This is a genomic window from Rhodospirillaceae bacterium, from assembly GCA_016712715.1.
GTDB lineage: Bacteria > Pseudomonadota > Alphaproteobacteria > Dongiales > Dongiaceae > Dongia.
This window is the reverse complement of the sequence record JADJQM010000003.1, coordinates 975,070-988,034: the sequence shown is the minus strand read 5'-3', so window position 1 is coordinate 988,034 and position 12,965 is coordinate 975,070. Positions and strand designations below refer to the sequence as shown.

Below are 12,965 nucleotides of genomic sequence, written 5' to 3'. Positions count from 1 at the left end.
ATAGTGACACGATGTTGGGCGAGCAGAAACGGTAAACGGAGCAATGCATGTTTAGCGAACGTCAGTGTCATATCTCAAAACTCCTTGTGAACTGCCTGGTTAGGTCATGCAGCACCGCGCGGAAGAGAGGCAGTTGGTGAGCTTCGGTCGCTAAATAGAAAAGTAATGAAATGAATTTGATCCTAAGATCGATGGCGCTTCTGGTGATTGGGCTTGTCTACGCCGCACCTGCAGCCGCGAAGGTGGTTGGCAAGGCAATCCTCACGAGCGGCGATGCAGTCATTACACGAGACGACGTCACCAGGTCATTGCTAGACGGCGACTTGGTTGAAAATGGCGATCTGGTGCGCTCCAGTGACAATGGTAGATTGAAGATTGTTCTCGAGGATGGTTCGGTACTGTCCCTTGGCCCAAATTCACTTCTCCGCGTCAGCGAAGTCCACATAGTGAATGACCCCCCGGCGCGATATGTCGGGTTGGACATGATTGTAGGGTTTCTGAGGATCTTCGCTTCAAAGAGTGGAAACAGGTCACGGTTTGACGTGACAACCCGTCATGCTGTGACTGCTATCCGAGGGACGGAATTCGGTCTGTCCGTCGATGCGTCGGCAACCAAAGTGCTGGTGTTTGAAGGAAACGTGCTGGTATGCCGCAAGTTCTTTCTTCAAAACGCCACCCTGGTTCTCAGCGCGGGAGACCAGGCTACTGCAACGAAAAATACGCTGAGTACGAAAGAGCGTTGGACAGAGGATACGGCATCGCAATTTCCGCCGTTGGGAGAAATAGCGTTGCAAGTGCCAATCCGTCCTGCCGAGGAACCTGAAGGCGTCGGAGCTATCGCGAATTACAAATTTGCGACTTGTCGCCGCAATGACGGTCAATTCGACGACCTTCAATTGAGATCCCGCGACACGAGTGGCAGAGGCAGCAGAGAAACCAGCGGTGGTGGTGCCGGCGAAAAGGCTCCAGACCCGATACCACAATAGTGTTGCCCAACTTGAACCAAGGCGTAGATTGACCGGTGCGAGGACGACGTGCTGCTCTGCCGCGCCCTGACCGCCGATTAAGCCTACTCGTACGGACCCAGCACCTGCACGGCATCGGGCATCTGCGAGAGGCGCTCCTTGGCGGCATTGAACTCGGCATCGTTGGCCGCGTTTAGGCGCAAAACGAAGAGATTGGAGGGCAGGGGACCCTTGACGATTTCGGCGCCGACATCACGCAGGACGTCAGCCGTTTCCTTGACGCTCTGATCGGCGGGGAAGGTCACCAGCAGCAGGCAGTCGCCGGCAATCGCGGCATCCGGGCCGCTGGCGGGAAGATAGCCGTCCTGGCGCAGTCCGGCGCCGTCATAGACGAACAGCAGCAGCAGCAAAGAGGCTGCGGTTGCGCCAGCCAGGGTGCCCAGTGCGATGCCGGCATAGAAGCGCCGCAGTTCGGCGGAGACATGCGACAGGATCCGGTCGATGGCGGACGGAACCGGGGCGGACGGCATTGGCGTCTGCAGCCCCGCGGTCGCCTGGCTGGACTGGCGGATGCGGCTGGTTACGCGTCCCAAGATGTCCGAGGCTGGCTCCGGGCTGGCGTCAGCCCAATTGCTCACTGATTTCGCGATTGTGAGATTTAGCTGATTCTCGTCATCCAGCTCCGGCCGCTGCGCCAGTGCCGATGTCAGCCGCGCAGTCTCGTCCGGCGGCAGGGTCTTGTTTGCCAGCCAGGGCATCAACAACGTCGCCTCATCGGCGGTGTCAGGTCGCGGTTTCGTCGTCATAGCAGGCTATCCTTTGCTATACCAAGGCGCTCCATGTGCCAGCGCAGCTTGGTTCGAGCGTGGAACATGCGGGACTTGATAGTCGTTTCCGAACAGTCAAGTACCTCGCTCATCTCCTTCAGTGACATACCTTGATAATATGCCAGCAGCAGGACCTCGCGATGTTCGACGTTGAGCCGCTCAATTAGTCCCAACATTATCTTCTGCCGCTCCAAATCGCCGAGGACGGCGGAGGGAGAGGGGGCAGGATCGACCACCTCGCCCATCTTGTCTTCGTCAAGCTGGTCGTGGCTCCGCTTTCGCAAATGCGAGATGACCCGGTTCCGGGCGATCGTGAACAGCCAGGTCATGGCCTTACTCTCACCGCGGAATTGGCTGGCGTTCTCCCAGACCTGGAAGAGGACGTCAGCAAGCAGATCCTCAGCTAGGGCCTGATTGGTAACCATTCGGTAAATAAAGGAGAAAATCGGCTTTCGGACTCGCTCATAGAGGAGCGAAAAGGCCGCTTCGTCGCGTTCCGCGACGCGCAACAGCAGCTGCAACTCCATGCTGGCTGGTTCCTGGAGCGCCCCATCGCCCTCACGGCTGTTCATGGCAAATAAATCCTACTTCGATCTCGCCTGCAATCCGGGCAGTTTCTGAATGCTGTGGCGGCATGTCCTCAACGGCTTCTTCCTTGGGCATAGTAGAAACCAATCCTTCGTTTGCAGCGTCATAGCAACAGGGAACGTGGGCTTGATTGGAACGACTATAGCGGCAAACAATTCCAGGAGTCGAACGTACAGCTATCTGGTCGCGGTATCTGGTATCGGTCGGAAATCATCTTTGGGAGACTTTGAATTGCTGAATGAGAGCCGCCAGCACCGGACAGGGCGACGCCACCAGATTTGATGGGAAAAATAGACTGGCCTGGGTTTGCATTGTCGGAAGGGCCAAGGCTAGAGTCACGCCAATGCACCGCCTACGTTCCGCTTGCGATCCAATTCTTTGTACATTCCGCCCAACTGGAAGCTAGAATCCCTAACTTCAGGACCGAGTTATGCAAGTTTTCTCAAAAGTATCGCAGCGGCTTCGGCACAGTTTGAAAGGCCCATTTCTCTTCAGCTTCAGCAATATTGCGATCGCGTCGATCCTCTGTGCTGCTCTGTCGGTAGGGATGAGCCAATTGGCACATGCCCAAGCCGGCGGCCCGGGCGGAGGCGGCGGATTCCAGCTTAAGCACGCTGATCAGCACGATCCCGAATATTTTGAAAGAACGACGGACAGCCAATCGGCCGCCGAAGCCGAGACTTTGGGTTTGCCTCTGTTTCTCGTGAATGCCTCGCGCATCCGAATCGAGTTCCGACCTGGGGTGCAACCAGCCAATGCGAGGGCCTTGGCACAGCAATACGGCTTTGTGCCGCTCGACAGCTTCCAGGCGCCAGATACAGACGCACTTATAATGCTGGCTGCGACAACTTCCGTCGCGCACAATCTTGCCGCCTATCAGGCGATCTCGGCCCTGGCGAAGGATCGTGACGTTCAGAGTGCCCAGTTGGATACGACCTTTCTGCCGCAGGATTCAGGCGTCGAGGCTCAGAGCTACTCCTACATGAACACCCAATATGTCTTCCGGCTGATCGGATTGGGCCTAGCCCAGAACATGTCCACCGGAACGGACGCCGAAATTGCCTTGATTGATACGTGGGTCGACCAGAAGCATCCGGCATTCACCGCTGCGTCCCTGTCGCGAATTGACGATGCTGGACCGAAATCTGGCATTGGTGAGGAAGGCACCGCCGGTGACGCAGAGGCGGCGGCAGCGCTTTATGAGGATCATGGCACGCGCATGGCCGGCGTTCTTGCCGCCAACGGGCCGATCCGCGGCGTTGCGCCCGATGCCCGCGTGCTCCTGTACGATGTCTTTGCACCCGGCCAAGGCGGTTCTGGCACGGCATCGGGCTTCTATATCGCCAAATCGCTCAGCGACGCCATCCTTCGCAATGTCGATGTCGTGAACATCAGCCTCTGCGGCCCATATGACGGGCTTGTCAGTCGCGTCATCACCGCCGCGGTGCAGAAACAAGTGGCCATCGTTGCGGCGGCTGGCAATGGTGGTCCTCTGTCACGGGCCTGCTATCCGGCAGCCAATGATGGTGTGATCGCGGTGACTGCGACCGACCAAGACGATCGGCTTTACGCCCAGGCCAATCGTGGCAACTACATCATGTTGGCCGCTCCCGGCGTCGACATCCTCACAGCCGCGTCGCGGGGAAAGCTCGGCCTTGCGACAGGCACTTCATTTGCTGCGGCCCATGTCACTGGCATGGTTGCCCTGCTGCGCTCCAGACATCCCGATCTCACCGTCGAGTCGATCGTCAAAATCCTGACCTATTCGGCGAAGGATATGGGGCTGGAGGGACGCGACGCTGACTTTGGCGCAGGGCGTCTTTCCGCACTGGAAGCCATGATCCTGTCCGATCAGGACCTCGCAGCATACGAGGCCTTCCAGGCGCCTTGACCGACCAAAGTCGCGCCGACGCCGCGCGCGCCGTCGCCACTCTGTGGCTGCGGTAGCGCGCTGCTGTCTGTTCGCCGGAGCGCTGGCCCGAACGAATGTTTTACTTCACGAAAGTGTGTCGCACGATCGTGACGGTGATCACAAAAGTCCTGCAACTTAATCACCCATGGTGACGTCTTCCTGGGCAAGTCGCTTTTGCCTTTCGATGCTGGGAATCACCAGCATCGACTATTAGAGGAGGGTTCCATCATGTTGCGCAGGACACTTGCCGCAATGATTTTGTTTACCGCGATGCCGGCCATCGGCACCGTGTCTCAGGCAGTTGCCGCAGACCGTGGTCTCTGCTTCAAGGAACAGAAAGCCGTGCTCGGGGAGACTTGCTACAATCCGTTACCCCGTCGCACCTTTCATTTCGGTGGCCAGCAGAATGGCGCCGGACAGCCTCAAGATTTTCCGGGCGGTCATGGCGGTAAGTTTCCCGGCGCGCATGACGGGAAGCTTGACGGCCCGCAAGGTGGCGACAATCCGGGCGGCGGTGGTGGCCCACAGCCGGGCTGACTGATTGAGCGGCCGCTACCGGATCCTGAGGTTCCCTGCAGGATCCGCGCTGGCGATTGCCAGGAAATGGCCGACAGCCACCATGCTGTCGGCCATTTTCTTTGCAGAACGCTGATTGGGGCCTGCCACCTGGGTGCCTCCGCCCGGCCACATTGGTGTCGGAGAAAATCCCCGCAATTCCTTGCAACCTGACGCGTCGACCGTGCGCCTCACTCATCACAACAGGCGGCATGCAATTCATGCCTGTCGCCATCACAGGTCAACAAAGGAGTCACGAGTAATGACGAAATCCATGTGTGGACTTGTCGTCCTTGGTATCCTCCTTGCGGCGAGCCAGGGCGCCAATGCAGCCGGAAACAAGCAGAGCTTCTGCGCCTCGAACGCCGGCAAACTGGATATCAAGATCCGCAGCTGCGGTGTGGATGCAGATGTGCAGAGCAATGGCGGCGGCGGCGTCAACAATGCGGACGGAACTCCCGCTGGCGGCAACCCGGCCGGGGGCAACCCGAACAATAACGGCGGCGGTGGCGGCTTCAACAACAATGGGCCCAAGGACAAGAAGGGCCCGAACCAGGGTTGAGCCTACCGCTACCTGACTACCCCATGAAAAAGGCTATGCAGAAAGAGAGAGGCCACGGCCTCTCTCTTTCCTGTTTCAATGCCGACTTCTTGCAACCACGTCCCCAGCATTGGCGTCGTAGCTTCCGTAAGTCGTGTGGAAGCGCTCTACTTCCAGCGAAATGCGCTTCTGTCGCGGATGCCAACGTCTCAAATAGAGAGAGCCACGAAATGACAATCTCGCTTGAAAATGTGCGGCGCAACACGGTTGTCGATCGGCAGGAAGGCTTGCCAGGCAACACGGCCACGGGCCGCCAGGGTGTCGGGTCGGTTCGAGCGCATGTCCTTGGGTTGCCGCAGCACCATGAATCCTTTGTCATCTCTCTGCGGCATGACTCAACCATCGCACTCAAGGTCTCGCTCGAAGACGCGACGATCCGCATGATCGATGATCGCATCGTGATTGATTTCGCCCGGATCCGCGGTGGTCGCATTATCCTTGATCTCACCGAGGCTGGACCGGAGGTCATCTTCACGGCGAAGATCACGTCCTATTGCGGCGTCCCGATGTCGGCCTTTGAGGCCTTCTTTCACGCGCTCTCGACGGAACTCGACTTTCCGGTGTCGGATGTCGCCTGGGCTCTCGCGCAGGCCGTGCAGCTCGACATGGATAGTAGCCGCGCGGCTGAAGCGGCGGCTTATCGGCGCCTCGCCGCCGAGTAGCTGGTTGGGGGTGGGGATGGAAGTCGTCAAGGAAGCCATGCGGCTTGCTTTTGCGGATCGGCAGTTGGACTTGCTCGATGGGCAGGAGAGCAGCAGCGCCGCGTGGCGCCAACTCCACAACGAGGATAAAGGATTCAGCGACGGTCTGCTGGTCCTGGCGCTGAGCCGCGGCAATGTCGATGGCCTGACACGAATGCTTGCTGCCCGGACCGGGGTGCCGCGCGAGCTGGTCGCCTTCAAGGTGGCGAACTTTCAATGTGTCGAAATACGCCTGCTGTGCCGCGCGGCCGGCGTGACGGGCCTCCACACAAATATCCTGATCGATATGTTGCGGGTAGCGCGTCGCCGGCGGATTCCGTTGCGCCCGAGCATGACCAAGGACAAGTCATGGAAGAAGATTGCCCTTGCTGTACTGGATTTTTATCGCACCGGCGCTTCGCCGCTCGAAAACCCTGTCACATAGTGGAACACCATGAACTGGGATCGGAGGACAGCCGACGACTATGACTGCTTCGAGCTCTCGTTTCCGCCCTTGAAAACGACGGTCGTGGCGCGCCACAACCTCGCGAACTGGATCGTATTCGGCGAGCCCTTGCGGACTGAAGATGCGCTGCCCTTGGTGCCAGCCAAGCCGGTCGCCTGGGGCGAATGCAACGATCCGGTTCAGGCCCGCGCCGATGCCGATTCGGCCATGTCGATCATCCGATGCTGCCGGGCGGCGACGACTGGGTCACAGGCACAGGTACAGGCGCTCTGGCCGGAAAGCACGACCGGCGTCATCCATCAGGGCGGCGGTGTCGACCGGTTTCTGGTTCCATGCGCCCTGGCTGCGCAACAGGCGCTGCAATCCTGGGGATTGCGGCCCTATTACGAGGGCAATGGCGGGACCGGCCAACTGGTCCTGATCGCCGCCGAATGGACGCCTTCCAGCTGGATGTACGGCCAAGGCGCGGTAAACGCAGTCGTCTGGACCGGATCTGTGCGCGATCCGCTGGCTGCCAATGAAATGGCGCTGGGCCTTGCAGAATTGTTCAACCATATCCGACAACATTCTGCCGACTGCCCCACCGGTTTGGCTGAAAAGGCCGGCCTGGCCGGCACTCGCGCCGCGATGGTGCTGCGATATCCCGGCCGGAAGCGCGCCATGCCGAGCGAACCAGTTCCTGGCAGATCCAGTCATTAGAACCGTGACGGGACCCGGCCACCGCGGTCGGCTCGCAAAGCTGGCTTAGCGGGGCAGCAAAATTCTTGCCGCGCGTAAGGTACCCTACCCCTCCCTGAGGCCTTACCGCTGGCGTGGCGGCACTCGTGTCCCCGGGTGCCGCCACTATCATCCTGGCTCCTTTGCTCATCAGCTGGGCCGCGCCTTCTTGAAACCGAATGGCGTGCTGAAGCGTCAATGCTCCCGAACCGGCTCTTTGGCGACGTGCGGCCTCTCGATATGCCGCTGCCAGCAGCCTCAATGGCCCCTTTGGGAGATGTTGTCATGATGCAGATGCAGATGCAGAATCCGATCCTGGCTGGCGACAGCCCGAATGCCTGGCTGCTGATTTCCGAAACCACCCCCCGCGTGCCGTCGGTCCCGGACGCCATGGGTGCCGATCTGGTGCCGATGCCGGTCGCGTTGCGACCAGGCGCCCGGGCTATCAATCTGGATGCCCCCAACGCCGGCGAAACCGTGTCCGTCTCGGCGGTGGCAGCAAACGTCGTTGTCTTCGAGTTCGACCGTGACGACGTCACCATCTTCGGCGCCAACAACGCCCTGGTCGTGCGTTTTGCCGACGGGGCCGTGCTGAACGTCGCCAATGTCAATCTCGAGATCACCAAGGTGTTGTGGTCGCAGACCGGCGAAGAAGTGCCGGCGCTGAAGTACTTCTTCGATCTCGACCTCGATGAGGGTGCCCGCTTCGAACGCTTCGACCCCAGCGCCGGGCTCGGTGGCTTTCAGTCGGTCGGCGGCCTTGATCCCACTTCGCTGCAATATGGTGGCTTCGGCACCGGCGGCAATGCGCGCAAATTCGTGGACGAGCTCGACAACATACAGGCGGCCAGCCTGCCGCCACTGTTCACGCCGGACAACGACAATGTGAACTTTGCCAATGTCTTCGCCAGAACCTATCTCGACGGCACGCAGTATGACGCGCTCGAAGGCGACGACGTGGTGACCTTGCCCCTCAATGTGGCCATCGCTGCGCAGGCCGGCTATGATCCGCTCCACGATTTCCACGGCAATGGCGGCAATGATTTCATCGTCAGCGGTGGATTCGACGACAAGATTTTCGGCGATGCGGGCGATGACGTGATCCAGAGCGGCGATGGTGCTGACACGCTCGACGGCGGCGAAGGCAGCGACTCCCTGATGGGCATGGGTGGCGCCGATACGTTGCTGGGTGGTGATGGTAAGGATTTCCTCTTTGGCGGCGGCGACGCTGACATTATCAATGGAGGCGATGACGACGACTCCATTTTTGGCGAGGACGGCGACGACACCCTCCTGGGCGATGCCGGCAATGACACGATCGAAGGCAGTGCCGGCAATGACAAAATAAACGGCGGCCTCGGTGCCGACATTCTCCATGGCAACACCGGCGCGGATACCATTAATGGCGAAGGTGGCGACGACCAATTGGATGGCGGCACTGGCGCTGACACCCTCGAGGGAGGCGCCGGCAAGGACAAGATAAACGGAGGCGCGGGTGTTGATAAGATAAAAGGTGGTACGGAATCGGATGATATCAGTGGCGGCGCCGACGGTGACGATATTCACGGTGACGTAGGCGATGATATTCTAAATGGGAATGGCGGCAAAGATTTTCTGTTCGGTGATGACGGTAACGATGAAATCTATGGCGGCCAGGGCGGTGACTACATCAGTGGTGGAAAAGGCGATGATACGATCTACGCCGGTGCTGGACATGATGGCCCCCTCAACAACGTCTCGGTGTTTGGAGATAGTGGCAACGACATTATGTACGGTGAAGGTGGCGACGACGAGCTGCAGGGCGGAGACGACGACGATAAACTCTACGGCGAGATCGGCAATGATCGTTTGTTCGGTCAGAACGGGAATGATGAGCTTTTTGGCGGAATCGGGGACGACACTCTAGTTGGCGGAATGGGTGACGACATCATCACTGGCGGAATCGGGGATGATTTTTTAGAGGGTGACAACGGGAACGATACGTTAAATGGCGGCGATGGGGTCGATACCTTTATCGGCATGCTTGGTGATGACAAGCTAAATGGCGGTGCCGGCGCCGACAATATCTCTGGTCAGGAAGGCCTAGATATCATTACCGGAGGGACGGGCGCTGATGTGCTGAGCGGGGGGGCTGGCTCTGATACATTTGTGTTCGCCGCCGGAGATGGTGGCAATGCCATAGACCAAGCCGACATTATTCAGGATTTTGAGAATAATGTTGATGTTTTCCAGATTGCCGGCTTCAACATCAACAACCTTCAAAAGCAACAGAATGGCCTCGATACAGTGCTCATCTATAATGGTGAGTTCTTGGCGGTAGTGAGAAATACGCAAGAAAACGTTATCGACGCGGCAGACTTTGTTCCCTGAGGATTTAGTTCCCTGAGAGCTTGATCCACTGACGGCCAGTCTTGCCGATTTGCCGACGGCAAGGCTTGGTATGGCGACCCCATTCCCATCCCGATGGGGTCGCCATCGCCTTTGGCAGGAAGACGGACGATGTTTGATCAACTGATGCGCGGCTTCGAGATCGATGGCCGCTTCCTGCCCTGGGGCACGATCCTTGATCAGTGCGGTGACGGCGAGCATCCCACGCAGCGCCCCCAGAACCTCACCTCACGGACCTATCCCTGCCGCTCCGTGGATGGGATAGCCGCGATCAGCGTCAAGCTCACGGCGGCACGGTCTGACCGACCGGTCACGCAACTGTGCTATGAGTTGGCAATGTCACACCCGACCGCGGAAGACTGGTTGCAGTTCTTCGATGCGCGTCTTGGAACCCCCGGTTTCGTCGAGCGGGAAGACCTGCCCACGGATGCGTCACTCGCCGATCGAGTCGCGCTCTACGCGCGCTGGGACAGCGATGTGGTAACGGTAGGCCTCTCTGTCTACGGTGCCGCCCGGCCGGTTGAATACGGTGTTGCCGCGGCCTGCCTCTGGGTCACCTGGCGCACCGAACTTGCCGCCAGGCCCTTTCTCAGTGAATGGCGCCGACGGAATGTCGAGGTGGCAACGATCGCTACGCGAATATCGGAGTTGCGGATGTTCAAGCTCTCCGTCGAGCTCTATGGCAAAGGCCAAGGCCGTGGCCGCGAATCCTCCTTGGCCCTGTCGCAGCCGGAGATCCTCGACACGCCACCCAGCATCGCAGCGCGCCTGGGGGCGCGCAGCTTTGGCCTCTGGCGCAGTGTGGCCGATGCCTGCTGGGGTGCTTCAAGCAAATGGGACACGGTCAGTTTCGCCATCGGTCGGCCAGTGGAGATCACCAATATCGAACTGCAGCCGGCCAAGGGCGGTGGCCGTTCGGAACTCCGTATCGGTCCCTGGGAGGTGTGGGATTGCTACGGTATGGCATCGATCAAGGCGGCAGCGGCGCATCTTGCTGCCATGCCGGGTGTCGCGATCAGGAAATATGACGGCTACGATTGCTGAGTGACGGCGTCGTCCTGCGCGAAGCCGACCTTACCAGGTTGCCCAGATTGCCCCCACAATGCCGCCCAAGAGAGCGCCGGTCGGCAGGATGACGAAGGCGATACCCATCGAGGCCGAACCTTCAAAATTGGAAATGCGGAACAGGGAGAAGACGGCGATCGACCCGAACAGGGCGACGGAGCCGCCACAGAACAGACCAAAGAAGAACCCCAAGAATGCGCGGATGACGATTTCCATCTGGAATGGGCCTTATGCTTCAGTGATGTAATCGGCAAACTGTGGATCGACCGAGATGATCGGTGCGGGATTCTGATCTAGTGGCCGACATGAACCTTCCAGATAGGCGCCTTCCTCGATCGCCAACGTCCGATGGATGATATCGCCGGTCATGCGGCCGGAACTTTCCAGCACGACGACATCGGCGCGGACATCGCCATTGACCAGGCCGCGAATGCGGATCGCATCCGCCTGCAGATTGCCGAGGATGGTCGCGTGCTGCTCGATCGTCACCTTGCGGCCCATGATGTCGCCCTGAACCCAGCCGCTGACATGAACGTCGCCGTTGCAGCAGAGGTCACCGACGATTCGCAGATCAGCACCGATGATCGATGGCAGCGGGCTTCTGGCAACAACCTGGGCCACCACGGATTCGCTCGGTGCAGGAGCTGGTTTGCCGATCTTTGAGAACATGGGAAATCCTTCAATGTTGTGCGCGCCATCACAGTCGGCGCAGCAATAGACGTCTGCGTAGCAGGCGCGGTTGCACGTCATTTTCGGCGCACGGCCAGCGCCTTGGCATTTTCTGCGCACAACAAAATTACCTAAAAATGCGCAAACACATATCATTGCAACCGGACCGAACCTCGCTGCGTCAACCCTAGCGAACGAACTGCGCGTCAATAACTTGAAAGGGAAGACGATCATGCAGAAGACCTTGAAATACCCATTGCTGGCTCTGGCCCTCGCGGCCTTCGTTAGCTCGACCGTGCTGACGGGTAGCGATGCTTTCGCGGCCAATAGCGGAACCGGCGGTGGCCAGGGAAAATCGAGCGGTGGTGAAGGTGCTGGCGGCGATGGCGGCGGCGGCGGTGGCGGCGGCGGTGGCGGCGGCGGCGGCGGTGGCGGCGGCGGCGGCGGCGGCGGCGGCGGTGGTGGCGACAAGCCGGATCCGAAGCCAAAGCCGAAGCCCTCGCGCGACATTGCCATCGACCAGGGTCACGGTGATCCGGGGCAGCCGAACGACAATTTCAAGAATGCCGAACCGCAGCCTGAACCTAAGGCGGGTGATGTGAAGGCCAAACCGAAGAAGCCTGATTTTGAACCGTTCGACATTGTCGCCACACCAGCGAACCCCGTCATTGATCCGCAAGATCCGGCAATTCCCGGGCAGGATGTCGCGCGCGCCAATGTTCCGGCATCGAGCAGCTCGGTTCAGCTGGTGCAGAACTTGATGTACTGCGATGGCGAACTTGTCGACGCATCGATCCGGGTCTGCCGCCCAGACAAGAACTAGACTCTCGTTCGGCCCGGCCTTTGCGCTGGGACGACGTCAGGGAAAGGGCCGCCGGCTTGTCGGCGGCCCTTTTCGCTAAGGCGAAACCGCCTACCGGCCACATCAATGACGGCGCCGCTCACTTCGCGCCAAAGTGGAGGGAGCTTATACACCTCCAGGATCTTGGCCATGGGCGACAGCGATCAATCTACCGCGGAGTATACTTGACGACCTATAGACGGATTCTGAACACCGTTTTCAGAGATGTACTATATCGTGGGACTCCCGTTGGGGACGCCACTCTCCGGGCCATTGGCAACAACGCAGTTGCGCCGCGGGAACGATAGGCGAGCGATAGCCGACTGTCAGGCCGATCCGCGGGGGCTGGTCAGGCCGTCAGGGTCGCAGATCCATCAATGTGACGCGCGCGCGGCTTCCACGGTCATCACCCGAATTGTCATCGGCATCACCTGTCGCGCTTGGTGGCGCGGTCGATCCGGCCTTCACATGGTTATCGGGCCTTCGCTGCAACCGGCCGGCGCACAGCCGGCCAAGGCGGATGCCGGGGCGTTCAATGCCCAGATGCAGCAACCAGGCAATCGCATATGTCACCGGCAGGACGGCGAGGATGGTCAGGCCAAACAATGCCGCGGCGGAGCCTGGTTGCGCCCATCTGATGATCAGGGCGACGGCGGGAACCATGATCAGGAGGTGCAGCAAATAGACGCCA

General features: G+C 59.6%; 15 protein-coding genes. 10 read left to right on the top strand and 5 right to left on the bottom strand.

Features of this window, described 5'->3' with window-relative positions; genetic code table 11:
- The first annotated feature begins 170 nt into the window (after positions 1 to 170).
- The gene (locus IPK59_22325; protein ID MBK8161369.1) at positions 171 to 986 is read left to right on the top strand and encodes a FecR domain-containing protein; all 816 of its coding nucleotides are present in this window, start codon (positions 171 to 173) and stop codon (positions 984 to 986) included.
- An 83-nt stretch (positions 987 to 1,069) separates the two neighbouring features.
- On the opposite strand, the gene IPK59_22320 is transcribed toward IPK59_22325, so the two are convergent.
- Entirely contained in the window at positions 1,070 to 1,771 is a 702-nt protein-coding gene (locus IPK59_22320) for a hypothetical protein (GenBank protein MBK8161368.1), read from the bottom strand.
- Positions 1,768 to 2,364 (bottom strand): sigma-70 family RNA polymerase sigma factor, encoded by a 597-nt coding sequence (locus IPK59_22315; GenBank protein MBK8161367.1) that lies wholly within the window; start codon positions 2,362 to 2,364, stop codon positions 1,768 to 1,770. Before IPK59_22315 ends, IPK59_22320 begins: the two co-directional genes overlap by 4 nt.
- Before the next feature lie 446 nt (positions 2,365 to 2,810).
- Between IPK59_22315 and IPK59_22310 the strand changes: the two genes are divergently transcribed.
- From IPK59_22310 to IPK59_22275, 8 genes are all read left to right on the top strand, one after another.
- Complete coding sequence (locus IPK59_22310; protein MBK8161366.1) at positions 2,811 to 4,271, top strand: S8 family serine peptidase; 1,461 nt, start codon at positions 2,811 to 2,813, stop codon at positions 4,269 to 4,271.
- Positions 4,272 to 4,520: 249 nt separating this feature from the next.
- Positions 4,521 to 4,829 (top strand): hypothetical protein, encoded by a 309-nt coding sequence (locus IPK59_22305; GenBank protein ID MBK8161365.1) that lies wholly within the window; start codon positions 4,521 to 4,523, stop codon positions 4,827 to 4,829.
- 280 nt (positions 4,830 to 5,109) lie between these two features.
- On the top strand, positions 5,110 to 5,409 hold the full coding sequence (locus tag IPK59_22300) for a hypothetical protein (GenBank protein ID MBK8161364.1): 300 nt from the start codon (positions 5,110 to 5,112) through the stop codon (positions 5,407 to 5,409).
- 209 nt (positions 5,410 to 5,618) lie between these two features.
- Positions 5,619 to 6,110, top strand: coding sequence for a hypothetical protein (locus IPK59_22295; GenBank protein MBK8161363.1), 492 nt, complete (start codon positions 5,619 to 5,621; stop codon positions 6,108 to 6,110).
- 16 nt (positions 6,111 to 6,126) lie between these two features.
- Entirely contained in the window at positions 6,127 to 6,573 is a 447-nt protein-coding gene (locus tag IPK59_22290; GenBank protein ID MBK8161362.1) for a hypothetical protein, read from the top strand.
- A gap of 9 nt (positions 6,574 to 6,582) precedes the next feature.
- Positions 6,583 to 7,293 (top strand): hypothetical protein, encoded by a 711-nt coding sequence (locus tag IPK59_22285; GenBank protein ID MBK8161361.1) that lies wholly within the window; start codon positions 6,583 to 6,585, stop codon positions 7,291 to 7,293.
- Between the two features lie 303 nt (positions 7,294 to 7,596).
- A complete protein-coding gene (locus tag IPK59_22280; protein ID MBK8161360.1) occupies positions 7,597 to 9,681 on the top strand; it encodes a calcium-binding protein in 2,085 nt (694 codons plus the stop codon).
- Positions 9,682 to 9,810: 129 nt separating this feature from the next.
- Positions 9,811 to 10,743, top strand: a complete 933-nt coding sequence (locus IPK59_22275) for a hypothetical protein (protein MBK8161359.1) — start codon at positions 9,811 to 9,813, stop codon at positions 10,741 to 10,743.
- A gap of 30 nt (positions 10,744 to 10,773) precedes the next feature.
- Here IPK59_22275 and IPK59_22270 read toward each other — a convergent pair whose 3' ends face one another.
- Positions 10,774 to 10,980: a hypothetical protein gene (locus tag IPK59_22270; protein MBK8161358.1), complete on the bottom strand. Its 207-nt coding sequence runs from the start codon at positions 10,978 to 10,980 to the stop codon at positions 10,774 to 10,776.
- Positions 10,981 to 10,992: 12 nt separating this feature from the next.
- Entirely contained in the window at positions 10,993 to 11,433 is a 441-nt protein-coding gene (locus IPK59_22265; GenBank protein ID MBK8161357.1) for a polymer-forming cytoskeletal protein, read from the bottom strand.
- Positions 11,434 to 11,665: 232 nt separating this feature from the next.
- On the opposite strand from IPK59_22265, the gene IPK59_22260 reads away from it, so the two are divergent.
- Positions 11,666 to 12,256, top strand: a complete 591-nt coding sequence (locus tag IPK59_22260; GenBank protein MBK8161356.1) for a hypothetical protein — start codon at positions 11,666 to 11,668, stop codon at positions 12,254 to 12,256.
- 375 nt (positions 12,257 to 12,631) lie between these two features.
- Here the strand turns inward: IPK59_22260 and IPK59_22255 are convergent, their stop codons facing one another.
- Positions 12,632 to 12,955: a hypothetical protein gene (locus IPK59_22255; GenBank protein MBK8161355.1), complete on the bottom strand. Its 324-nt coding sequence runs from the start codon at positions 12,953 to 12,955 to the stop codon at positions 12,632 to 12,634.
- Positions 12,956 to 12,965: the final 10 nt, after the last annotated feature.

What these genes read in the sequence shown, in the direction of transcription:
- IPK59_22325 (MBK8161369.1), top strand. Translation starts at nt 171, where the DNA reads ATGAATTTGATCCTAAGATCGATGGCGCTTCTGGTGATTGGGCTTGTC.
- IPK59_22320 (MBK8161368.1), bottom strand. Translation starts at nt 1,771, where the DNA reads ATGACGACGAAACCGCGACCTGACACCGCCGATGAGGCGACGTTGTTG.
- IPK59_22315 (MBK8161367.1), bottom strand. Translation starts at nt 2,364, where the DNA reads ATGAACAGCCGTGAGGGCGATGGGGCGCTCCAGGAACCAGCCAGCATG.
- IPK59_22310 (MBK8161366.1), top strand. Translation starts at nt 2,811, where the DNA reads ATGCAAGTTTTCTCAAAAGTATCGCAGCGGCTTCGGCACAGTTTGAAA.
- IPK59_22305 (MBK8161365.1), top strand. Translation starts at nt 4,521, where the DNA reads ATGTTGCGCAGGACACTTGCCGCAATGATTTTGTTTACCGCGATGCCG.
- IPK59_22300 (MBK8161364.1), top strand. Translation starts at nt 5,110, where the DNA reads ATGACGAAATCCATGTGTGGACTTGTCGTCCTTGGTATCCTCCTTGCG.
- IPK59_22295 (MBK8161363.1), top strand. Translation starts at nt 5,619, where the DNA reads ATGACAATCTCGCTTGAAAATGTGCGGCGCAACACGGTTGTCGATCGG.
- IPK59_22290 (MBK8161362.1), top strand. Translation starts at nt 6,127, where the DNA reads ATGGAAGTCGTCAAGGAAGCCATGCGGCTTGCTTTTGCGGATCGGCAG.
- IPK59_22285 (MBK8161361.1), top strand. Translation starts at nt 6,583, where the DNA reads ATGAACTGGGATCGGAGGACAGCCGACGACTATGACTGCTTCGAGCTC.
- IPK59_22280 (MBK8161360.1), top strand. Translation starts at nt 7,597, where the DNA reads ATGATGCAGATGCAGATGCAGAATCCGATCCTGGCTGGCGACAGCCCG.
- IPK59_22275 (MBK8161359.1), top strand. Translation starts at nt 9,811, where the DNA reads ATGTTTGATCAACTGATGCGCGGCTTCGAGATCGATGGCCGCTTCCTG.
- IPK59_22270 (MBK8161358.1), bottom strand. Translation starts at nt 10,980, where the DNA reads ATGGAAATCGTCATCCGCGCATTCTTGGGGTTCTTCTTTGGTCTGTTC.
- IPK59_22265 (MBK8161357.1), bottom strand. Translation starts at nt 11,433, where the DNA reads ATGTTCTCAAAGATCGGCAAACCAGCTCCTGCACCGAGCGAATCCGTG.
- IPK59_22260 (MBK8161356.1), top strand. Translation starts at nt 11,666, where the DNA reads ATGCAGAAGACCTTGAAATACCCATTGCTGGCTCTGGCCCTCGCGGCC.